This is a genomic window from Nocardia sp. NPDC051981 (assembly GCF_040680715.1).
Lineage (GTDB): Bacteria > Actinomycetota > Actinomycetes > Mycobacteriales > Mycobacteriaceae > Nocardia.
On sequence record NZ_JBFAXK010000042.1, the window covers coordinates 34,454 to 53,656 of the forward strand.

Genomic DNA, 19,203 nt, shown 5'->3' on the forward strand with positions numbered 1-19,203 from the left:
TGGTGGCTGGCTACTGCGGGCGGGCGGCGCGGAGGTCGTCGTCGGTGGCCCCGGCGGCGTGGGCGGCGGCCACGGCGGTTCGGGCGGCCCGCAGTGCGCTCTCCGCCTCGGGACTCGTCCGGCCGTACTCGTTGATCGCCGTGGTGGCGACCGCTACGGCGTTCACTGCTGCCTGTACGGCGTCCTTCTTGTTCACGCGGTTCTCCTCTGGGTGTCAGTCCTGGTTGAGGCAGGCGATGTACTTGATGCGGTGCTCGGGGATGATCTGGCGGAAGCCGTGCTCGTAGCAGAGCACCAGGAAGTCGCCGTCGTGCTCGTAGGACTCCAGGCGGGGGGCTTCACCGCCGAGTTCGGTGAAAGTCCCGGTCTGGAAGCGGCCCTGGATGTGTGCCTGGCCGTCGGTCGTGACGATCTGGAACGTGGGCTTGGACATGGGGTGTCCTCTCGGATTGGGTGGCCGGGCCGCGCGGGGGGATGTGGCGCGGCCCGGCCGGACTGGGTTGGTCAGCTGGCGGCTTCGTTTCCGTGCATGCGGGCGAACGCGAGTGCGTTTCGGGCCTCGGCCTCCCGGGCTTGTGCGGCGGCGTATTCGGCGGCGGCCTGGCGCTGAAGCTCGGCCACGCGCTCGGCGGCGGCCTCTTCTTCAGTGGGCATCAGAGGGCACCTCCGACCTGGGCGAGGACCCGGCGCCCGTACTCGCCGCGACTGATCTGGCCCGTCGGGAACGGCAAGACGCGGAGTACGGGTCGCGCGGCGGCGGCGCTGCCAGCGGTGCGGAGGGCGACCGTCATACGGGCGGCCTCGGTCATCGGGTCGGCCGGCCGGTGCGTGGTGAAGTGCGAGGCGATCTTTTCCAGGGCCGCGGACTTGCGCGGCTTGATGCGGCGGAGGGCTTCCTCCACGTCCGGGTCCGAGTCGCCGTTGTGGGCTGTGGCGGGCAGGGCCTTGAGGGCGTCGCGCATGGCGCGGGCGGTGGGGCCGTAGAGCGGCTGGTCGACGGGGACCGCGTGGAGGGGCTCGTTCGCGACCGGGTTGGAGTCGGCGGCCACTCCCGAGACGACGTGCGCGACGGCGACGGCGGCGGGGTCGCCGCTGCGGGTGGCGGCGGCGGTGAGCTGGTCGACGGTGTCCTGGGTGGCGCGCTCGGCGGCCTCGGCCTCGGCAAGCTCCTCGCGCTGCCGGGCGACGTACTGCACGAGGCCGGACAGCTCGGAGGCTGCGTTCTGGCGGTCGTAGTGGCTGTTGTGCAGGTGCCAGGTCCGTTCCAGGCGGGCGATTCGCTTCTCGCACTCGGTGATGTCGGTGCGGATGTCGTCGGTGGTGCTCACTCGGTCACCCCCGCGAGGAGGCGTGCGCGGGCGGCGATGTACGCGGCCTTGCGCGGCCGGTAGACGGCGAGCGCGGCACGAAACTGGTCGGCGGTGTAGCGGACCACCTTGCGGAGGCGACCGCGGCCGTCGACGGTGCGGCGGGTACGGCCGGCCTTCCCGGTGAGGCCGAGGCGCTTCGCGGCGGTGCGGAGGCCGTTGGCGATGCCCTTCGCGGTCTCGGCGGTCTCGCCGCGCGCCACGATGTGGCTGGCGAGGGAGTGGGGGCGGTTGGCACGGGCGCGGTCCCGGAGGACGGCGCGGGCGGCTCGGCGGCCTGCGCGGCGGCTGCGGCGGGTGTTGCGCGACTCTCTGCCCGGCCCGGACAGAGAGATCCTGGACAGGATAGTGTGCGTGGCCATGTGGACCTTCCTCCATGCACGAGGTTGGTTTGCATAGGCCCTGACCTGGGTTCCGACGCCATAGGTCAGGGCCGCTGCGTTTCTGACACCGCAGACACTACCCCACATAGTGCGTGCCTGTATAGGATAGGAGGGGAGATGACACGAGAGGACGAGCCCATGGCGAGCTTCAGGGGCGTCGCGGAGCTGATCCGGCAGGACGTCGAGGCTGGCGAGTGGCCGACCGATCGACCGATCCCCGGAATCGACCGGCTCCGCGAGCGATACGGCGTAGCCCGAGAAACCGCGCACCGCGCGGTCAAGCACCTCGTTGCCGAAGGGCTGCTGTACAGCATCCCGAGACGCGGCACCTTCATCCGACCGCCAACGCCCGCGCCGACGCACATCCGCGACCGGCAGGCCCACCGGGACGAGATCGGGTACTTCTTCGACCTCGGAGCCCAGGACTGGCGTGCCGTCGGCCCTGCCGTGCCGCCAGAGGTCGGCGTGCCACCAGCTGATGTCGCCGACATCCTCGGCGTGCCGCACACGGAGCACGTGATGATCCGGGACCGGGCCATAGGGCCGCCAGCCGCCGAGTTGCCCGAGCAACTCGCGACGTCGTACCTGCCGATGCCGCTCGTCGGGCAGCTCCCGATCCTGGGCGCGCCGACGACGGGGCCTGGCGGGATCTACGACCGGATCGAAGAGCACTTCGGGAAGGCGATCGAGTGGGAGGAAGCCGTCTCCTCTCGCCCTGCGAACACCCGTGAGCAGCAGATGCTGCGGATCGGGGCTGGCCTGCCAGTGCTGATCATCACCCGGACGTCGCGGATCGACGAGCAGGTCGTCGAGGTGAATCAGACCCGGATGGCCGCTGACCGGTACGCAGTGTCGTACCGGGTGTCGCGCAACGAGACTGCGGCCTACCCGCGACCGGACAACTCCTGATCACGACGCAGCAGAGCCCCCGCCTCGATCGATCCGAGGTGGGGGCTCTTCGCTGCCCGCAGTCAGGGTATCGGCGCGTACGGCGGGGCCGGGGTCAGTGGGTGAGCCAGCGAATGACCATCAGGATCAGGACCCCGCCACCAAGGAGCATCGCGGCCTGCCGGAAGTACTCGGTTTCCACCATGTTGCGGACTGTCTTCGAGGTGAGCCCGCGGTGGATTCCTCGGCCGATCAGTCGGGCCCCGGCGGCGGCGGTGTCCCACACGAGGCCGCTTAGTTGGTCGAGTGGGCCTGGAGTTTCGATGATCTGGTCGTCCGGGCGGGCGCCGTCGTGGGCCCGGTACATGTGGGCCTTCCGGTCGGCCTTGGCCTCGTAGATGTCGTCACGGGGATCCCAGGTGAGGCGGCAGACATCGCAGCGGTAGGTGTATCGCACAGCGCTGGACCGTATCGGCCGGCGTGCGGCCGCGTCGGGGAATGCGTCAGGCTGTCCGGGAAGCGCCTGCTCCGTTTCTGGTGGGCGTTACCTCCATTGACGGAAAGGAGGTCCCGGATGGCAGGGACCACGGGTCTGGTCGTGGCTGTGCTCGGCGTGTGCGCGGTAGCAGTGACCGCGGTGCTCGCGCGGGCTCGCGTTGAGATCGCGCGAATCACGGCACGGTCCGGTAGCGGTCGCGAGAGGCGTTGACCGGTCTCCGTGTTCGGGGTCAGTCGGCCGGGGCGCGGGGAGTCAGGTTGTCCGAGAAGCACCCTGATCTGCCAGGGGGCGCCCCAGATGTGTGGGCCGCCCCCTGGCCACTATGCCGCCGCGGCCCGCTCCTTCGCGGCGGCCCGCTGCCGGCGGCGGTCCTCGGCACGCCGCGCCCGGCGCTCTGCCTCGGCCATACGCTGCTCGGCCGCGTCGAGCGCCCGCCGCAGCGCCGCGAGTTGCTCGACCGACGACCACACCCGCGCCCGACGGTCGACGTCGAACGGCGCCGGCGCGTTGCAGTCGACCAGGCCGGTCGCGCACGTCACGCTCGTAACCGTGCCAGCCTCGCTATGCATGACCAGGTCCCCGCCGCACCACGGGCACGGCATGCCGGGCAGGACCGCCGAGGTCTGCCCGATGCCGAGGACACGGTCGATCCGGGCAGCCGCTTCACGGGCGTACTCGGTGATCCTCGCCCGGTCCGTGTCGTGGGTCGGGCAACATGGGCCGTCGCCGAGCTGGGTGAGCAGCCACCGGGCGGCGGCCGGTGCGGTGCGCTGCTCGCGGTCGGCGTGGTACCAGTCCGCCGGGTCGGTGGCGTCCCGGGCCGCGATCGAGTCCGCGAGGGTGCACAGCGAGATCTCGATCGCGCGGCAGGCGTCGGCCACATGCAGCCGGACCGGGGCCGGCCGTTCACCGAGCTGTTCCGGGTCGCGGTCCTCACGCACCGGGTGCGCCTGCCCCTCACCGACGTGCTCGCAGAAAACACACTGGTAGTAGAGCTGCCCGGTGTGGTGCTGCGTGGTGATGAGCCTCTGGGGGTGGGAGAGGGCGTGCGCGAGCGCGGCGGCAAGCTGCTGCTCGGCCGTGTCCTGGTCGTCGACGACGCGCAGGTACTCGACGCCGGGTCGGGCCGGGGGCCACGTGGTGCCGGGGCCGGTGGTGTCGAGCGCGTCCCGGAGGTGGTCCCAGTGGGAGATGACGTGCTGCAGGTCATCGGCGGCGGTGCGGGCGGGGGCGGTGTGGTGCATGCGGGTGTCTCCTGCGGTGCGTAGGGTGATCTCACCGCGCTGGGGCGCGCCGGTCCGGCCAGACAGCAGGCGCGCCCCGCCGTCGCGTTCAGGACCGGGCAGCCTCGTCTAGGAACTGGGCTCGGACGAGGTTGTGGCGAGCATCAGCGAGGGCGTTGTGCAGCCCGTCCGGCTGAGGCGGGAGATCCGCCGGAGTGAGCCCGAGCCGCTTGGCCTCGGTGACCAGGTCGTCGGTCTGCATGGGGATGCCGGGCGGCAGCTCGCTCATCGGGCCGAAGAGCTGGGCCAGGGCGACGTGGTCGTAGGCCGCGTAGTACGCCCACAGGTCAGGGTCCGGGGTCTCGGTGATGAACTGGTGCACCATGCGGGCGATCTGGGCTCGGGGGCGTACGTCGGGGTGGGTGACGTCTAGGCGGTCCATGCCGCGCTGGCCGGCGGGGTTCTTGGTGATGGGGAGGGACGGCCAGACGTTGGCCATGAGCCAGCCGTGGCGGCGGATGGCGTCCTGGTCGAACTCAGAGGAGACGGCGTAGAGATCGCGGCCGTCCTCGGCCACCATGCCGATGGAGATCAGGTCGATGGTGTGGCCGTTCTCGAGGAACTCGGTGTCGTAGAAGATCCGCATGGTCATTGCTCCTTCGTGTTCAGGCGGCGTTGTCGAGCATGCTGAGCAGTTCACGGGCGTAGCTGCTGGCGGGGGCTCCCTGCCCGTACCAGCGGCTGGCGAGGTCCCGGGCGCGTTGGACGGCGCACACGTCCCGGAGAGCCCGCTGGCAAGCGCTGCGCTGCGCCTCGGCCTGGGCCTGGAGTTCGGCCCGGAGGTCGGCGATCTCGTTGTCGGCGCCGCGGATCGCCCTGATCGCTGCGGTCAGCCGGGCGCGGAGTTCCGTGTCCGTGGGCTGGCGGCGCGGCAGGATGCACCCGCTGCTCTCGTCCTCGTCCAGGCGGAAGTGCACGACGCCGCCCGTGGCGGGATCCTCGGCGGGGTCCAGCCGGCTGGCCCACTGCATGCCGCGCATGTCCTGGTGGATGTGGCCGCGGTGGCCGGGGCGGAGGACGCACGGGCCGACGGGTGGGCGGTCGGTGTGGGTGGAGTACTCGGCGCAGATGCTGGTCATGGGTGTTTCCGTTCGCGGCGGTTGGGGTTCGGGGGCCGCCCCGCGTGCTGCGGGGCGGCCGGGCGGGTCAGGTGGGCTGTTCGTCGGTGGTGAGTTCGCCGTGGCAGTAGCCGACGCGGCCGTTCTTCATGTAGCGGCGGGGCAGGTGCGTGGTGGTGGCTCCGCAGTGTGGGCAGCCGCTCGGCTGGGCTGTGATGGGCTGCTCGTCGAGGGCGCGGACGGTCGAGCACGGGTACGGCACGGGCACGTTGTCGGTGCTGCCGAGTCCGTACCCGGAGCAGTCGGCACAGATCGTGCGGCCGCGGTGGTCGACGGGGGCGTGCAGGTCCCGCACGCGGTCGATGGCGGCCTCGGCCTGCTCGGCGCGGGTGACGGCCTCACAGGTGCGGTCGTTGTGGTTGCGTGCCTCGTTGAGCTCGCCGTCGACTTCGGCGAGTTGCTGTTCCAGCTCGGCGATGCGGGCGCTCATCTGCTTGATGTGCTCGGCCTGCTGGTCGGCCACGGTCTCCAGCGAGAGCAGGCTCGGGGTGGCCTCGGTGAGGTCGCGCATGCGCTGGTACTTCTCGTCGGTGGTGTGGCCGTCCCAGCCGCGGCAGATGCGGTTCGTGGGTTGGACGTGGGTGAAGAGGTCCATGTCGCGCTCGGCGATGTGCCAGGTCATCTGGCCGGCGGGGGTCTCGATGGTGACGACGGCCCAGTCAGGGGCGGCCGGGTCGGTGTGACCGATGTGGGAGGGGTGGAGGGCTGCGAGGTGGGCAACGAGGTGGGCGCGCTCGCGGTACGTGGCGTTGAGCTGGTCGTGCAGGGCGTCGAGTTGTTCGTCAGTGAGGTCGTCGACCGAAAGCCGCTGAGTCATGACAGGTCTCCCATTCCGATCTTCTTGCGGGCCCGGTAGCTGGCAGTGAACGCACGCTGGCAAGCGCGACAAACACGCCTGCCACGTGCTGTGTAGTGGGTGTTTTCGGCGTCGAACGGGTGCCCTTTGGAGCAGTGAGTCTTGGCCGCATTTGCAGCCTGGAGACTGTTTCCGCGCAGCGTGTTCTCTCGTGCGGTGACAGGCTCCAAGTGCGACGGGTTTACGCATCGCCGGTGCAGGCAGATGACGCCTCCGGTGCATGACGAATCACTGGTGTGACACAGATGGTCGAGCTGAAGCCCGTCCGGAACGGGGCCGACGAGTCGTTCATAGGCCCATACGTGAGCTGGGTACCGAGCGCCGTTGAAGTGGAATTGACCGTACCCGTTGGCGCTGTGGGTGCTTGTCCATAGCCAACAGCCGCTTTTCGTCTTGTCCACGCGGGACATGAAGCGCTCGTCGATATTGCCGGAGAGGTTCAGCAGCGGCTCGGCATGAGGATCTCTACTTCGCTTCCACCGGTTGTAGTGCGGCCCGCAGAGACCGCGGGCATGAACTTTTGCCTCGCAGTTGTCAGCGGCGCAGGGGATGCGGTCGCTCATCGGCTCGGCTCTCCGTACCAGAAGTCCTCGGCCGCTTCGGGGCCGATATTCTCGGCGACCCAGTCGCGGTATTCCTCGTCGGTCAGGGCGTCGGTGGACACGCTGTGGGTGCCGTACCAGTCGCTCATCGGGGCGTCTCCTTGGTGGCGCGGCGGGCGTGCATGCGGGCGAGGATCTGCGTGTTCGTGGGGCGCTCCCAGGCGTGGATCCCGGCGGAGCGGACGTAGCTGAGGCCGTGGGCGCCTTGGGCGTCGCCGCACCATCGGCAGCCGTACGGCGGTGGTGCGGTGCGGTGTCGGACCAGAGTGGCGCTCATCGGGTCGGCTCCTCGGTGGCGCCGAGCGCGCGGCGGGCTTCGTCGACGGCGGTGGCCGCGTTGGGCCAGCAGAAGAGTCGATCGACGCAGAGGGCGCTGATCGCTTCCTGCCAGCCTTCCCGGGTCCAGGCTCGGCCGCCGCCGTATCCGGGAACCATCACGGCCCAGCCGAGCCCGTGAACGAGTTCCTGCCGTCGTACGCGCAGTTCCGTCCCGCCGTGCTCGGGGACGGGGACGCGGTACTCGGTGGCGCAGGCGGCCAGCAGGTCGGCGGCGGCACGCGGCACCTCGGTCACGGCGAGGGCGGCCATGCGGCGGAGCGTCTCCAGCGCGGCCCGGTCCTCGTCGGTGAACTCGTCGCCACGCGAGGCCATTTCGTCTGCGGCCAAGTCCAGGGCGAACGAGAGGAACTGGCGCTCGCCGTCGTCGAGCCGCGCAGTCGTGGGCTTGAGTCCCTTCGGTCCCTGATCGCCGAGGATCTGCCGGGCCGCTTCCGGGCTGGTGTTGATGAGCGCGGTGGCCAGCTCGGACCGGGCGCCGAGGGCTTCGACGCCGGGGTCGGTGGTGTTGGCGATCAGGTCGTCGAGGGATTCGAGGGCGCGCTGGGCGGCCGAGCGCAGACGGGCCGTGTCGTCGGCGGGTGTGGTGGTCACGTGGTCCTCCTGGTGGTGGGTAGGTTGGGTGGGCGCCCGCCCCGAGTCCGACGGGGCGGGCGCGCGGCGTGTCACGGGGTTCGGCGGTCGATGTCCGATACCCATGCGGCGCAGACGGCGGCTACCTGGATCAACTCGGTACGGAGCTTCGCGTGGTCGCGTTCGGCAAATGCCTCAGCGACCTCCTCGGCGAGGATGTCGGCCCACGTCCCGTAGCCGGAGCCGAACGCGTCCTGGCACCAGCGGCGGGCACGGTCGGCATCGTCCTGCTGGCTCTTGTTGCCGGTGCCGTCGGGGTGGTGCTGGTCGCCGAACTTGGCGAGCTGCGCCTGCCGTTCCTGGTCGATCTCCTCGGCGAACTGTCGGATGCCGGGTGTGGTGAAGAGGGTGGGGTACATCAGAGGCTCCAGAGGGTGGGTTGCAGGTGGGTTAGGGGGAGTTCGGTCTGTCCGGGTACGTGGTGGTCGGGTGGTGGTGTGGGGATGTGGGGTCCTGTGTGACCTCCTGTGCGTCTGTGGCAGGTGGGGCCGACTCCTCGGGCCTTGGACGTCTCGGACTTCAGGAGACGGCCGCACACGCGGCACGACGGGGTGGTCATGGCTCCTCGTCGAACTCGTCGTTAGGCCACTCGTCCGCGGTGAACGGCCCGCCTAGATCAGGCATTGCGAAGACGCTCCCGAAACCACCCGTCCCCTCCACGAACCGCAGCTCACGGTCAACCGCTCGGTACGCACGCACCTTCTCCATCGACCTCCGGCAGACGCGGCACCGCCACGGCCTGCGGAGCGTGATCCACTGGCTGCGGAAGCACCAGGTGCATGCCGCGTAGTACAAGGACGGGCCGTGCGGCGTCTCCCAGTTCGCGTAGCCGCACAACAGCCGCCGGCCGGGCCGCGTCGGGTCGGACGGGAGCTGCTGTCGTCCGATGAGGACGAGCTCCCCGCCGGGCCAACGGCAGGCGCAATCTCCGGCACAGCAGCAGGCTCGGGTCTGCGCGAGCTCCACGGTCTTCTCGACCCGGGGGATGCCGGGTCCCTTGGCCTCGATCCAGGTGCCGAGTTCGGGTAGCCAGAAGTCGGGGATGTAGACGGCGCCGGAGGGGAGCGTGAGGGTCTCGGGCTCGTACTCCCACCGGATGTGGTTGGCGTCGAGGGTGCGGGCCCAGTCGGCTTCGAGGCGGGAGCGGAAGGTGGTGTCCCCGTAGGTGGTGGGGACAGCGTCCAGGTTGGTGAGCGGGTCGGTCACGAGACACTCCGCAGTCCGCGACGAAGGTCGGGGCCGTCGAAGCCGACGACAGTCGCGGTCTGCGCGAGACGGGAAGCGAGCCGGTCACCCAGGCGAGTCACCAGGTCAGGCGTAGGCGACCCGGTCTTGATCGGCAGGTTGGTGGTGATCAACAGCGGCAGAGACTCGTTGTACCGGTGGTTCACGATCCGGTACGTGGCCTCCTCGGTGAACTCGGACAGCTTCTCGGTGCCGAGGTCATCGAGAAGGAGGAAGGGGATCCGCATGAGGCGCTTCAGCTCGGTCTCGCTGCCCTTGTCGGACCCACCGGGGCGCAGAAGGCCGTACAGGTCGGGCGCGGTGGTCGCGATCATGTGGAAGTTGCAGGGCCCGGCTTCTGCGACCCTTCGCAGCGCCCCGTATGCCTGGTGGGTCTTCCCGGTACCGATGTTGCCGTGAAGGACGAGAATCCCGGCGCTGCGGATATCGATCGAGGCGTGGTCGGCCCACGCCTGCACCACCGGGTCGGTGGCTGTTGCCTGCCGGTATCGGTAGGGGGCGGCGGTGGACCAGCGGCTGAGGGCGAACTCGGCGCGCTGGCGGCGGTGGTACTCGGGATGGCCAGGATCGTCGGGGGTGGGGGTGTTGTCGACGGGGCCTGCGGTGACGTCGGGGGCGTGCTGGGCAATGCCGGCCATGAGGCGGGCGAGCATGGACGGCTTCTGCTCGGCGAGGGTCTGGGGTTCGGGCACGGGGTGCTCCTTAGAAGTGGCCGAGGTCTGCGGCGCGTTCTTCGGGGGTGGGTTCGCGGTACGGCTGCCAGCCGCCAGACACGGCGCGGAGCGGCGGGCGCTCGGTGCCGGGGCGGGGCAGCGGCGGCAGTTCGCTCCAGCCGCGCATGAAGTACTTCGCGGAGTCGATGTTGGTGCGGGCTGCTGCTCGGACTGCGTAGTCGATGAGGGCGGGGACGCCGCTCTTCGTGATGAGGGCGAGGACGGGGAACCACTGGTCGCCCTTGAAGGGCCAGCGGACGTTGACGCCTGCTGCGGTGATGCCTTCGACGAGGGGCAGGGCTGCTTCGGGGATGCCGTAGCTGAGCCGGTCGTCGGCTGGCTCCTCCTGCTTGCTTGCTGAGGGGGTAGTAGAGGAGGGGTAAAGAGGGGTAGGGGTCCCGGATTCCGGGACACTGACGTCCCGGATTCCGGGACACTGAGCCGGTTCAGTGTCCGGGTTTTCGGGACACTGACCAGACTGCTCAGTGTCAGCAATTCCGGGACGCTGAGGGGTGTCAGTGTCAGGAGAATCGGGACACTGAGAAGGGGTGTCAGTGTCCGGGTTTTCGGGACACTGAGGTTCCGCGAACATCGGGATCTTGTACTTCGCGGTCCCGTTCTTCTGGCCGGCCGTCAGCTTCTCCAGGGCGCCCTTCGCGGCGAGCGTCTTGAGGACGGCGTACAGCTGGGAGCGGCTGAGCTTCGCCCCGCGCAGCACCTCGGGGCGCTCAACGCTGTTCCACGTGATCCGGGTGTCTTCGTTGGCGTCCTCGGCCAGGACGACGAGGAGAAGCTTCTCCCGGTGCGTCAGGGCCTCGGGTGCGCTGTTGAGCACCTCGACCATCAAGCGGATTCCCACGGGCTGTCTTCTCTCAGTCGTGCGTGGTTGAAGGGCTGCGTCTTGGCAGGTCCGGCCCTCCCCTGCCATGCTACTTTAAAGATTGGTAATTATGGAAAGGATGGTCATGACTTACACTCTCGCCATGGCGTCTGATCTGGAGCCCCGCATTGCCGAAGACGGCATTCAGGACGTGCCGCTCACCCGGGCACGCGCGCTCCTGACCCGACTCATCGAGCAGGTCCGCGAAGACGGGCTGGTCAGCGCCCTCACCGTCCGCGGCCGGCGCCGCGCCTACCTCGTCACCCCGGACGCATTCGACGCGGCACAGTCGGATCACCGCATGGTCCGGGCCTTCCACGCTGCTGCTGGGGAAAGGCCGCAGCCGGAAAGGACGGCGGACTTCCTGGCGCTGATGGCCCGCAAGCTGACGGAAGTCGAGGAGCGGGACGCTGCTGCTGCACGGCGTATCGCTGACTACGAGCCCTGAGCGCATCCCGTCCTCCTCTCTGGCCCCGTACCGAGGTGCGGGGCTTCGTGCTGTGCGGGTGGTGGCCCGGGGCGCGGCGGCCCCGGGCCGGAGGGTCAGCCCTGTGCGAGCTGTTTTTCGTACGCGTCGCCTGCGGCCTGACACGCGTCGTCGACCGGTTCGCCAAACTGGAGGTGCCGGTAGTACGCCTTCGTCGTCCCGCAGACGGGCCAGCTCTCCTGGCTGCTGGCCTGCTCGGCGAGCCACCGCTGCCGCGGGGTCATCCCGGCGCGGACGCCGAAGCGGTGCTTCAGGCCCTTGCCTGCCTCTTCCTTGGCCGTCGCTTCCCGGCAGGCGTCGATGACGGGGCAGGCGCGGCAGAGATTGATCGCGAGGAGTCGGTTGGCCGCCTCGCCCTGGTCGGCGTACCAGAGGTCGCTGCCCGCGTAGGGCGGCCGGGCGCACACGGCGTTGGCGGCCCATTCCGCCAGCCGGACCAGGGTGTCGGGGGCGCAGCTCATGACGCCTCCGTCCTGGCCAGGTCGTGCGCCAGAGCCCGCTCGAGATGGCGTTTGGTGACACCCAGACGGTGCGCGGCCTGCTCGCGGCTGTAGCCCTGCGTGCCGGTCAGCCACAAGGCGTCCTCGGCGATCGCTGTGTACCGGTCGACGCGCTCTCCGAGGTCCGGCGCGGCGGCAGGACTGTCGATGTAGTCGTCGTCCCACGCGGCAGGCGGCGCCCATCCACGGGAGGCTGCGAGAGCGCGAGCCTCGCTGACCCACCTGGGCCCGATACCCGCGGCGGCGGGGTCCTGGTCCCACAGCTCCTCGTACAAGCTGCGGACGGTCAGGGCAGTGGCCGCGTACGTGGTTGTCACCGACTGGTTGACCTGGTCATTGATGGTGTTCCGGTCGATGCCCGCACGGCGTGCGATCGCGCTCTGCGGCCAGCCGACAGCGACCAGGGCGCGGAGACGACGCTGTGTGCCGCACGCGTCGACGAGCGCCGTCGGCGCCACCGATTCGAGGACCGGCTTCACCGCGAGGATCTTGTCAGCGGTGGCGGCACGGACCCGCTTGGACGGGCCACGTCCGCCACCGCCGTACATGAGGCGGCACATGGTGCTGGTGGCCAGGCCAGCGAGAATGCACGTGCGGTTCCGTCCGATGCCGTATCCGGCGAGCATGTGGACATGGGCGCGGACGGGTTCGGCATCGACGTAGGGCTGCCAACGGCCGTACGCGATGAGGCGGGTGCGGGTGTTCATGTAGTCGCGGAACCGACGCGTGCACTGGGCGCATTTGCAGTGGTGATACTTGGCGCGAGTCAAAGTCCCGTGAGCGGGGAGCGGCCGAGCAGCGGTGGTCACTGGTCCCCCTTGGTCGTGCCGCACCAGGTGCAGGCCCAGGACCGCGGCGCGGCGGCCGGGATGTGGCGGGTGGTCATGTGGCGGCAGACTGGGTCGTCACACGCCAACCAGCGGGTGCCTGGTACCAGTTCGGCCCCGTTGATCTCGGCGGTGCGGCGCCCGCACGCCTGGCAGGTCAGCACCCCGCCGTCGACGGTGTGGGTGGTGAGCCGGTCCCAGCCACAGCAGAGGCACCCGGCGACGCGGGTGATCCGCGGCGAGTCCATCGGCACGGCCCGGTGCTGGCCGGCGGGAGCAACGAGGCGGCGCACAGCGGTCAGCGGGTTCATGCCGTCCTCCTGCTCTGGTGCGGGACGAGCGGCCACTCGGGCCGGACCGTGGCCGCTTCGTGCTCGCGGCCGGGGGTGCGGGCGAGGTAGCCCGCGTACGACGCGGCCTGCTGGGCGGCCCACTGCCGCTGAACGGCGTGCAACTGGTCGAGGGCGGTGCCGCGGAGCTGCGGCCACCGCTCGGCCAGCACCCAGGCGACGCGGCAGGCGGCGAGCGCGTCCGCGTCGGCGGTGTGCGCGGCGTCGAGCCGGAGCCCGTAGTGCGCGCACAGGTCGGTGAGACGTCGGCGGCCGGGCCTGTACGGGTCGACCGCCTTGTCCATCACCCGCGGGTCGATGACCCGGAGCTCGTCGCCGACCAGGTCAGCGAGGGGCGTGACGCCGTACCGGCGGGCCTCGCGGTCCAGGAGTGTGAGGTCGTAGGGGGCGTTCATCACGACGATGGGCGTGCCGTCGGTGACGGCCTCGGCGAGGGCGTGGACGATGTCCTCGACCACCTCGGCAGCCGGGCGACCATTCGCACGCGCCTGCTCGGTGCTGATGCCGTGGACGGCGGTGGCCTCGGCGGGGATGTCGATGCCGGGGTCGGCGAGCCAGATCCTGGGGGTGACCGGTTGTCCGTCGCCGCATCCGACGATGCAGGCGGTGACGATGCGGTCGGCCTCGACGTCGACGCCGGTTGTCTCCAGGTCGAAGCCGACGAGGCGTCCGGTGTGCCAGCTCATGCGGCACCGCCGGTGATCTGCGGGAGGGGCAGGTGGGACAGGGCGCCCGACCGCCATGCCTCGGCGATCAGCTCACGCTTCTCGTCCGGCACCGTCATGCGCGTGTACGCCGTCCGCCCCTGCAAGGCCACGCCGGGCACCTCGTGGATGACGCCGGTCTCCGGATCGGCCCACTCCGCACGGCCAGTTGCAGTGACCTCCTTCAGCACCAGCGCCTGCCATGCCGGACGTACCTCGGTCACGAGCCGGGAGGAGATCTCGGTTGGCCGGACTTCGCGGGCCCACTTCAGGAACAGGTCCGGGTCGGTGACCGCCGCGGCGGCCTTCGGCTGGACGAGCGTGGCCTTGCCGATGTCCTGCCCGTCGGGGAGAGAGAGCCCGATTTGCTGGGTGCCGGTCTCCTCCTTCGCGGCCCGGAGGCCGTCCTGCAACTCCTTCTTCGCGGCCTTCAGTTCGTCGCCGATGGCTTCGTGGAGGGTGGTGAGGATCGCGGCGCGGGCCGCGATGTCCTTCAAGCTCATGGGATGCTCCTTGGTGGGGCCGCCCGCATTCCCCGCGGGCGGCCCCGATAGCGGGGTCAGGCGGCGGCGGGGCGGATCTGCGCGGTGAGCGCGCGGATCGCGTCGACGGGGGCTTCGGCGAGCGGCATGCCGAGTGCCTGCTCGGTGCCGGTCTCGAAGTCCTCCAGCCGTGCCTCCTCGGCGGCGGCGCGGAGGTCGGCGACCGCGGCGGCGTAGTCGTCCTCGGGGCTCAGCACCTCGGCATCGACCACTTCGTCCGCCGGGGCGGGCTCGGCGGCGGGCGCCGCAGCGGCGGCCATCGCCTTGCCGACAGCGGCGATCTGCGCCAGGTACTCCGGCACCGCTCCGTCCTGCGCGGCCTCGCGGTAGATCTGCCGCACCGCATCGGCGTCAGCGGCCTCGTGAGCCTCGTGGAGGTAGTCCCGGCCCTGCGCGGCGGTCTGCGGTGCTGCCGTCGCCCACGGGTCCGTCTCGCCCGGCTGGACGCGGCGCAGGTGTCGTTCGGCCGGGGCCGGGTTGTCCGCCTGTGCCATCTCCTCAGCCGTGTACACCCCGGCCAAGTCATGCGGGAACGCCATCCGCAGAGCGAGCGCCTCGGCGCACTTCGCCGTCATCGTCGCGGGCATCTTCAACCACATGCCCGTCGGCGTCCCGTCCTTCTTCGTCTGGACGTACTCCGAGTACCGGGCCACAGCGGGGAACCGCTGGCCGTTCCGAACCACGACCACCTTCGCGGCGGCCGGCGGCTCGTCCGACAGCCACACGTCGTGCCAGCGGCCCGACTTGTCACACCACAGGGTGTCCTCGTAGCCGAGCGCACCGCCGTGCTCGGCGATGACCCGGTGAGCGATGACGCGGTACCCGTCGATGCTGGTCTGCGGGGTGAACACCTTGCGGCGCTGCTGCCCGTTCCACCGGCCGATCAGGTAGATCTGCCGGGAGAACGGGTCGAGCAAGGTGCGCTGGCAGAGGTGCAGGAACGCAGACAGCTCGGCGCCGGTGACGTCGTTGTCGATGCCGGACTGCTGAAGTACGGCCTGCTGGTCCGGGGTCCACGCGGTCTGGTCGGGGCGGATGGCGAGGCTGCCGCCCGCCGTGGCGATCTCGGTCATGCGGTCACTCCGGTGGTGTGGAGGAGGGCGGCCACGAGGGCCAGCCCGGCGAGGGGAAGAGCGAGGATGAGGGCGCAGGACGCCCCGGCGGCGGGGCCGTGGTCGAAGGACGCGCGGTCCTGGAGTTCGCGCATGCTGCGGCCCGTGGTGGGCCGGGTGTCGCGGGTCCAGGTCCCGCCGAACGTGGACGGGCGGTTGCTCATGCCGCCACCTGCTGACGAGCCGCGTCGTACAGGTCGATTCCGTGGCGGATCGCGTGGCAGCACCACAGGAACTCGGGCTCGTAGTCGTGGAAGTCCCACTCCCACACGTCGCTGAACTCGTAGCCCTGGTAGCAGAAATCCTCAATGAGGTTCCGCGCCGCGTGCTCGTCGCTCAGGTCGTCGTTGAGGACCCACCTGCGCAGGTGCTTGCCGGTGCCGGGCGGCACGCCTTCCCAGCGGGCGTCGTTGACGAACTGCTCGACTACGCGCCGACGGAGCAGCTGCTCGGAGTACTCCTTGACGGAGCGCCGCCCACCGCCAAGCTTCTCCGCCCAGTAGTGCGGGTTGATGCCCGGACGGTCGGAGCGGAAGAACTGGAACATGTCGTCGAGGCGGGTGAAAACGTAGCCGCCGCCGACGTCGCCCCGCATGGCCAGGGATCCGGGCCAGGTGACGATCTCGAACCAGTACTCACTGTTCTGGGGATTCATGAACCGCAGGTGCCGGTACAGGCCATCGTCGTGGAGGACGGTCATCGCGTGGTTGGCGGTGTCCCGGGCGAACCGGGCGGTGATGTCGGTGGTCACAGCGCGCCTCCGTGGGCGTGGTTGAGGCGGTAGCAGCGGCGTCCGGGGTCGGTGTCGTCGAGGACGAGGAGCCCCTGCCGGGCGAGGGTCGCGAGGTCGTCGCGGGCGGTCTTCCGCAGCGGGGCGGCGTACTCACGGGCCCGGTACAGGCGCTGCACCCGACAGGTCGTCCACTCGCCCTGGTAGTCACGGACCGCGCGGCGCAGGAGGGAGAGACGGTCGGCGGCGCTCATGCGGCCCCCGCCTCACGCTGTGCCGGGACCGGGCGCGGAGCCACAGCCAGGCGCAGAGCCTTGACCAGTCGCAGCACCTGCCCGCCATACATCGGCACCGTGCCGCCGTCGGTCAGCTCGTCGAGCAGGGTCTGGACGGCTGCGTCCCGCTCGTGCGTGGCGTGCGAGTCGCGGCCCTGGTGCCGGGCGGACCGGTCCAGGTCGGCGATGGCCTGGAGGTCGTCGAGGAGACCGGGGCCGTCCTCGGAAGCGGCCTCCGCCAAGGCGAGGACCAGCGTCGACAGGTAGTGCGTCATGTCGAGGGCGACCCCGGACGGGGTGGCGTCGACGGAGATCCGGAACGGGCCGGTCACGGGGAGCTCAGACATCGGATCCTCCGTCGTGCTCGTCGTCGTGCGTGAGGACCCACCGGCGCGCCCGCAGGTCCCACTCGATGTGCTCGTCGCTGAAGGGCGCGCTGATGTGGCCGTCCGGCTCGACGTGGAACACGACGTCCGCGTCGACCAGGGCATTCAGCCCGGCGACGGCCTGCTCCCACGGGGATGCCTCCTCCGGCCCGGCAACCTCGTCCTTCGCCCGGAGCATCCGGCGCGCCGCCTCAGCACCCGGGCGCAGATCGCGGGGAGATACGACCGGGTCCAGCGCGGCGCGGGTGTTGCACGGCCACGTCTCGTCGTCGGCGAAGCAGTGATCCGAGTCCGCGTGCTTCCGATGCAGGGCGAGGACCGCAGCCTGCTGCGCCTCCAACTCGGCGACCCGGGCCCGCAGCTCACGCCGACCTCGACGCGCCGACTCCAGTGCCAGCCGCAGCCGCACGTTCTCCCGTTGCTCCTCCCACGCATCGAGGTACGCCTCGGTCAAAGTGGTGTGCATGCTGGTACCGGGCTCCAGCGCCAGCCACCCGGCAACCTTCGGCCGGTCGTCCAGGTTCAGCAGCAGCGCCACCGGCCGCCCGTCGGCCGCGATGCAGCCGATCGTGAGGACCTGCTCCTCCTCCGGCGCGGGCTCCATCGCGATGTCGAACCGGCGAACGATCAGCGGCTCGTCGCCCGGTTCCGGCGTCATCGGGGCGCTCATGCCGCCACCGCCATCGCGCGCGTCGCAGCCGAGCAAATCCCCTTGACCTGGATCCGCACATCACGCCACGTCACATACAGCGAGGCGCTGTACATCCGGCCCGACGCCCCGACGAACTCCAGCTCGCGGACCTCGCCGCCCAGCACCTCGGCGTACGCGCCAACGACCGGCCGCATGTCCACGCCGGCGTTCACGACGACGCCCATCAGCGGGCCGCCGCCCTCCGGCAGCGTCCAGTCGAGCAACGGCAGATGCGGGTTCTCGGCGAGCAGCTGGACCAGCGCCGTCGCGGCACCCAACTGCGGGATAGGCTTGTTGTTCACGGTGACCTCTTCTTTCTGAGCGGTTGAGGTGAGCTGAGGGGCTGTTCCGGACCGGGCGTGGTCTGGGCGGCCCCGCCGTCTTTTCTGGTCAGGCCGCAGCCGACTTGGAGCGCCGCGAGCGAGCTACTGCCGACGCGAGCGCCATCCGCGAGAAGTGCGCCTTGCGAAGGTGAGCCGCCACACGGGCGATCTGCTCCTCCGAAGCGTCCGGGTGCATCTCCCGGGCCTGCTTCGCGAACCGGTCATCGGCCGCGGCCCGCGCCTTTGCCGTTCGGCTCGCCGGGTCAGTCGTGTTCGCCCAGCTCGCGTGCGCTGCGAGACGAGCGCGGAGACTGCGGATCTCGGGGTCCATCTGAAACATCCTCCTTATCCCCATCCCCGAACGGGGATGAATGGGGCGTGAAAAGCGCTCTCCGTCTTACGCCGACCGCCTCCGCGAGAGCGGCGGCCTCGTCGGCGTCAACAGTGGGGCGCTCTTCCGTGATCAGCCGGTGAACTTTCGTGTACGAGAGGCCGGTGGCCTCGGCCAGGCTGCGCACCGTATGACGAACCCCGGCCGACCCGGGGCGCTTCATCAGCTGCTGGAGCAGTTGGCCGTCATGGATGCGGTACCTGCGGTTGTGCATGCGGAGCCTTTCGCTATCCCCATCCTCGAACGGGGATAGCCATAGCTAAGCACAGCGCTCAGCTTGTGTCCACAGGACGCGCGTGACCCCTTCGAGGCGTCAACACCGTGAGGGCTTTTCGGTCTCTTTGTGCAGGCCGCATACCCATTCACGGACAGGGATGTGGACAATGAGTACTAGCTGGTGGCCTGGGCAGAAGGTGAAGCCGACACACCTTCCACCGCCCACACATGGGGAGCGTGCGTGCAATGACGAGCAAGCCTGAGACCTTGGCGAGTCTGGTGGCTGGAGCGGTGGACAGCGGCGGCCTCACGTTCGCCCAGCTGTCGGACCGTGCCACCGATCCCGAAAGCGGGTACCGGGTGAGTCCGAACGTGCTGTGGAAGGTGGCCCGCCAGAAAGGCGTCAAGCTCAACCCGGAGCTGGTGCGCGCGATCGCGGCCGGCCTCCGCATCCCCCTCGAGCGTGCGGCAGCCGCAGCGGCCTATGAGTTCGCTGGCTACGTGGCGTCGGGCGTAGGTGGCGGCATGGTGGTCCATGAAGAGGGGGCTGACATTTCCGAAGCGTCCAAGTCGCGCGCGATTATGACCAGTTGGGGGGAAGAGGAGTCATAGGTTCCGTACAATGACCCCGTAGGGTGACGGTGCTTCAGGTGGTGACCGGAAGTTTCCGCAGGTAGTTCCGTGCCGGATTACTATCTGGTGACGTTGTGGGGGCGTAGAGTAACGGAACCTCGCAGCGATCGAACGCCTGTGCGGACGAGTGTGCGCGCAGGCGTGGACAGGGGGTCATGTGGCGACCGAGGTGCTTGTCGAGCGGACCAGCCTCGACGATGGCGTTGTGATGATCTTCAAGGAGTTCGGCCGAC

Annotated in this window: 36 protein-coding genes; 3 read left to right on the top strand and 33 right to left on the bottom strand. The window is 70.0% G+C overall.

Features of this window, described 5'->3' with window-relative positions:
• Window positions 1-10 precede the first annotated feature (10 nt).
• The 5 genes from AB0L60_RS40190 to AB0L60_RS40210 all read right to left on the bottom strand — a co-directional run bounded on the left by AB0L60_RS40190 (window position 11) and on the right by AB0L60_RS40210 (window position 1,729).
• Window positions 11-196, bottom strand: coding sequence for a hypothetical protein (locus AB0L60_RS40190; protein WP_364625436.1), 186 nt, complete (start codon window positions 194-196; stop codon window positions 11-13).
• Window positions 197-214: 18 nt separating this feature from the next.
• The gene (locus AB0L60_RS40195) at window positions 215-433 is read right to left on the bottom strand and encodes a hypothetical protein (RefSeq protein WP_364625439.1); all 219 of its coding nucleotides are present in this window, start codon (window positions 431-433) and stop codon (window positions 215-217) included.
• 71 nt (window positions 434-504) lie between these two features.
• Complete coding sequence (locus AB0L60_RS40200; protein ID WP_364625442.1) at window positions 505-654, bottom strand: hypothetical protein; 150 nt, start codon at window positions 652-654, stop codon at window positions 505-507.
• On the bottom strand, window positions 654-1,328 hold the full coding sequence (locus AB0L60_RS40205) for a hypothetical protein (RefSeq protein ID WP_364625445.1): 675 nt from the start codon (window positions 1,326-1,328) through the stop codon (window positions 654-656). The genes AB0L60_RS40200 and AB0L60_RS40205 overlap by 1 nt, the downstream gene beginning before the upstream one ends.
• Window positions 1,325-1,729, bottom strand: coding sequence for a hypothetical protein (locus tag AB0L60_RS40210; protein WP_364625448.1), 405 nt, complete (start codon window positions 1,727-1,729; stop codon window positions 1,325-1,327). The genes AB0L60_RS40205 and AB0L60_RS40210 overlap by 4 nt, the downstream gene beginning before the upstream one ends.
• A gap of 138 nt (window positions 1,730-1,867) precedes the next feature.
• On the opposite strand from AB0L60_RS40210, the gene AB0L60_RS40215 reads away from it, so the two are divergent.
• Window positions 1,868-2,659 (top strand): GntR family transcriptional regulator, encoded by a 792-nt coding sequence (locus AB0L60_RS40215; protein WP_364625451.1) that lies wholly within the window; start codon window positions 1,868-1,870, stop codon window positions 2,657-2,659.
• A 94-nt stretch (window positions 2,660-2,753) separates the two neighbouring features.
• On the opposite strand, the gene AB0L60_RS40220 is transcribed toward AB0L60_RS40215, so the two are convergent.
• The 14 genes from AB0L60_RS40220 to AB0L60_RS40285 all read right to left on the bottom strand — a co-directional run bounded on the left by AB0L60_RS40220 (window position 2,754) and on the right by AB0L60_RS40285 (window position 10,767).
• A complete protein-coding gene (locus tag AB0L60_RS40220) occupies window positions 2,754-3,095 on the bottom strand; it encodes a hypothetical protein (RefSeq protein WP_364625454.1) in 342 nt (113 codons plus the stop codon).
• Between the two features lie 362 nt (window positions 3,096-3,457).
• Complete coding sequence (locus tag AB0L60_RS40225) at window positions 3,458-4,381, bottom strand: hypothetical protein (protein WP_364625457.1); 924 nt, start codon at window positions 4,379-4,381, stop codon at window positions 3,458-3,460.
• An 88-nt stretch (window positions 4,382-4,469) separates the two neighbouring features.
• Window positions 4,470-5,006: a 3'-5' exoribonuclease gene (locus AB0L60_RS40230; RefSeq protein WP_362706106.1), complete on the bottom strand. Its 537-nt coding sequence runs from the start codon at window positions 5,004-5,006 to the stop codon at window positions 4,470-4,472.
• Between the two features lie 19 nt (window positions 5,007-5,025).
• Window positions 5,026-5,499 (bottom strand): hypothetical protein, encoded by a 474-nt coding sequence (locus AB0L60_RS40235; RefSeq protein ID WP_364625459.1) that lies wholly within the window; start codon window positions 5,497-5,499, stop codon window positions 5,026-5,028.
• Between the two features lie 67 nt (window positions 5,500-5,566).
• Entirely contained in the window at window positions 5,567-6,355 is a 789-nt protein-coding gene (locus tag AB0L60_RS40240) for a hypothetical protein (protein WP_364625462.1), read from the bottom strand.
• Complete coding sequence (locus AB0L60_RS40245) at window positions 6,352-6,957, bottom strand: HNH endonuclease signature motif containing protein (protein WP_364625465.1); 606 nt, start codon at window positions 6,955-6,957, stop codon at window positions 6,352-6,354. The genes AB0L60_RS40240 and AB0L60_RS40245 overlap by 4 nt, the downstream gene beginning before the upstream one ends.
• Complete coding sequence (locus tag AB0L60_RS40250; protein ID WP_364625468.1) at window positions 6,954-7,085, bottom strand: hypothetical protein; 132 nt, start codon at window positions 7,083-7,085, stop codon at window positions 6,954-6,956. The genes AB0L60_RS40245 and AB0L60_RS40250 overlap by 4 nt, the downstream gene beginning before the upstream one ends.
• On the bottom strand, window positions 7,082-7,273 hold the full coding sequence (locus tag AB0L60_RS40255) for a hypothetical protein (protein WP_364625471.1): 192 nt from the start codon (window positions 7,271-7,273) through the stop codon (window positions 7,082-7,084). Before AB0L60_RS40255 ends, AB0L60_RS40250 begins: the two co-directional genes overlap by 4 nt.
• The gene (locus tag AB0L60_RS40260) at window positions 7,270-7,926 is read right to left on the bottom strand and encodes a hypothetical protein (RefSeq protein WP_364625474.1); all 657 of its coding nucleotides are present in this window, start codon (window positions 7,924-7,926) and stop codon (window positions 7,270-7,272) included. Before AB0L60_RS40260 ends, AB0L60_RS40255 begins: the two co-directional genes overlap by 4 nt.
• Window positions 7,927-7,997: 71 nt before the next feature.
• A complete protein-coding gene (locus tag AB0L60_RS40265) occupies window positions 7,998-8,324 on the bottom strand; it encodes a hypothetical protein (RefSeq protein ID WP_364625477.1) in 327 nt (108 codons plus the stop codon).
• On the bottom strand, window positions 8,324-8,524 hold the full coding sequence (locus tag AB0L60_RS40270) for a DUF6011 domain-containing protein (protein WP_364625480.1): 201 nt from the start codon (window positions 8,522-8,524) through the stop codon (window positions 8,324-8,326). The genes AB0L60_RS40265 and AB0L60_RS40270 overlap by 1 nt, the downstream gene beginning before the upstream one ends.
• Window positions 8,521-9,171, bottom strand: coding sequence for a hypothetical protein (locus tag AB0L60_RS40275; RefSeq protein WP_364625483.1), 651 nt, complete (start codon window positions 9,169-9,171; stop codon window positions 8,521-8,523). Before AB0L60_RS40275 ends, AB0L60_RS40270 begins: the two co-directional genes overlap by 4 nt.
• A complete protein-coding gene (locus AB0L60_RS40280; RefSeq protein WP_362706082.1) occupies window positions 9,168-9,902 on the bottom strand; it encodes an ATP-binding protein in 735 nt (244 codons plus the stop codon). Before AB0L60_RS40280 ends, AB0L60_RS40275 begins: the two co-directional genes overlap by 4 nt.
• 10 nt (window positions 9,903-9,912) lie before the next feature.
• Window positions 9,913-10,767 (bottom strand): hypothetical protein, encoded by an 855-nt coding sequence (locus AB0L60_RS40285; protein ID WP_364625487.1) that lies wholly within the window; start codon window positions 10,765-10,767, stop codon window positions 9,913-9,915.
• Window positions 10,768-10,888: 121 nt separating this feature from the next.
• Here AB0L60_RS40285 and AB0L60_RS40290 point away from each other — a divergent pair, with 121 nt between their 5' ends.
• The gene (locus tag AB0L60_RS40290) at window positions 10,889-11,251 is read left to right on the top strand and encodes a hypothetical protein (RefSeq protein WP_364625490.1); all 363 of its coding nucleotides are present in this window, start codon (window positions 10,889-10,891) and stop codon (window positions 11,249-11,251) included.
• A 95-nt stretch (window positions 11,252-11,346) separates the two neighbouring features.
• Here the strand turns inward: AB0L60_RS40290 and AB0L60_RS40295 are convergent, their stop codons facing one another.
• The 13 genes from AB0L60_RS40295 to AB0L60_RS40355 all read right to left on the bottom strand — a co-directional run bounded on the left by AB0L60_RS40295 (window position 11,347) and on the right by AB0L60_RS40355 (window position 18,061).
• On the bottom strand, window positions 11,347-11,751 hold the full coding sequence (locus tag AB0L60_RS40295) for a WhiB family transcriptional regulator (RefSeq protein ID WP_364625492.1): 405 nt from the start codon (window positions 11,749-11,751) through the stop codon (window positions 11,347-11,349).
• Window positions 11,748-12,599, bottom strand: coding sequence for a hypothetical protein (locus AB0L60_RS40300; protein WP_364625495.1), 852 nt, complete (start codon window positions 12,597-12,599; stop codon window positions 11,748-11,750). Before AB0L60_RS40300 ends, AB0L60_RS40295 begins: the two co-directional genes overlap by 4 nt.
• Window positions 12,596-12,928 (bottom strand): hypothetical protein, encoded by a 333-nt coding sequence (locus tag AB0L60_RS40305; RefSeq protein WP_364625498.1) that lies wholly within the window; start codon window positions 12,926-12,928, stop codon window positions 12,596-12,598. Before AB0L60_RS40305 ends, AB0L60_RS40300 begins: the two co-directional genes overlap by 4 nt.
• On the bottom strand, window positions 12,925-13,653 hold the full coding sequence (locus tag AB0L60_RS40310) for an exonuclease domain-containing protein (protein ID WP_364625500.1): 729 nt from the start codon (window positions 13,651-13,653) through the stop codon (window positions 12,925-12,927). The genes AB0L60_RS40305 and AB0L60_RS40310 overlap by 4 nt, the downstream gene beginning before the upstream one ends.
• Window positions 13,650-14,174: a hypothetical protein gene (locus AB0L60_RS40315; protein WP_351627863.1), complete on the bottom strand. Its 525-nt coding sequence runs from the start codon at window positions 14,172-14,174 to the stop codon at window positions 13,650-13,652. Before AB0L60_RS40315 ends, AB0L60_RS40310 begins: the two co-directional genes overlap by 4 nt.
• A 56-nt stretch (window positions 14,175-14,230) precedes the next feature.
• On the bottom strand, window positions 14,231-15,286 hold the full coding sequence (gene bet / locus AB0L60_RS40320; RefSeq protein WP_364625504.1) for a phage recombination protein Bet: 1,056 nt from the start codon (window positions 15,284-15,286) through the stop codon (window positions 14,231-14,233).
• Window positions 15,283-15,489, bottom strand: coding sequence for a hypothetical protein (locus tag AB0L60_RS40325; RefSeq protein ID WP_364625507.1), 207 nt, complete (start codon window positions 15,487-15,489; stop codon window positions 15,283-15,285). The genes bet and AB0L60_RS40325 overlap by 4 nt, the downstream gene beginning before the upstream one ends.
• Entirely contained in the window at window positions 15,486-16,076 is a 591-nt protein-coding gene (locus tag AB0L60_RS40330; protein ID WP_364625510.1) for a hypothetical protein, read from the bottom strand. The genes AB0L60_RS40325 and AB0L60_RS40330 overlap by 4 nt, the downstream gene beginning before the upstream one ends.
• Window positions 16,073-16,234 carry a hypothetical protein gene (locus AB0L60_RS40335; protein ID WP_364625513.1) on the bottom strand — a complete coding sequence of 54 codons (162 nt, stop codon included), beginning with the start codon at window positions 16,232-16,234 and terminating at the stop codon, window positions 16,073-16,075. Before AB0L60_RS40335 ends, AB0L60_RS40330 begins: the two co-directional genes overlap by 4 nt.
• Window positions 16,235-16,305: 71 nt before the next feature.
• Window positions 16,306-16,677 (bottom strand): hypothetical protein, encoded by a 372-nt coding sequence (locus tag AB0L60_RS40340; RefSeq protein WP_364625516.1) that lies wholly within the window; start codon window positions 16,675-16,677, stop codon window positions 16,306-16,308.
• Window positions 16,670-17,386 carry a hypothetical protein gene (locus AB0L60_RS40345; protein ID WP_364625519.1) on the bottom strand — a complete coding sequence of 239 codons (717 nt, stop codon included), beginning with the start codon at window positions 17,384-17,386 and terminating at the stop codon, window positions 16,670-16,672. Before AB0L60_RS40345 ends, AB0L60_RS40340 begins: the two co-directional genes overlap by 8 nt.
• Window positions 17,383-17,709, bottom strand: coding sequence for a hypothetical protein (locus AB0L60_RS40350; RefSeq protein WP_364625522.1), 327 nt, complete (start codon window positions 17,707-17,709; stop codon window positions 17,383-17,385). The genes AB0L60_RS40345 and AB0L60_RS40350 overlap by 4 nt, the downstream gene beginning before the upstream one ends.
• 88 nt (window positions 17,710-17,797) lie before the next feature.
• Window positions 17,798-18,061 (bottom strand): hypothetical protein, encoded by a 264-nt coding sequence (locus AB0L60_RS40355; protein ID WP_364625525.1) that lies wholly within the window; start codon window positions 18,059-18,061, stop codon window positions 17,798-17,800.
• 522 nt (window positions 18,062-18,583) lie between these two features.
• Between AB0L60_RS40355 and AB0L60_RS40360 the strand changes: the two genes are divergently transcribed.
• A complete protein-coding gene (locus AB0L60_RS40360) occupies window positions 18,584-18,949 on the top strand; it encodes a hypothetical protein (RefSeq protein ID WP_364625527.1) in 366 nt (121 codons plus the stop codon).
• A gap of 34 nt (window positions 18,950-18,983) precedes the next feature.
• Here the strand turns inward: AB0L60_RS40360 and AB0L60_RS40365 are convergent.
• Window positions 18,984-19,203 (bottom strand): hypothetical protein (locus tag AB0L60_RS40365; protein WP_364625530.1); only part of this gene is annotated, 220 nt, incomplete at its 5' end.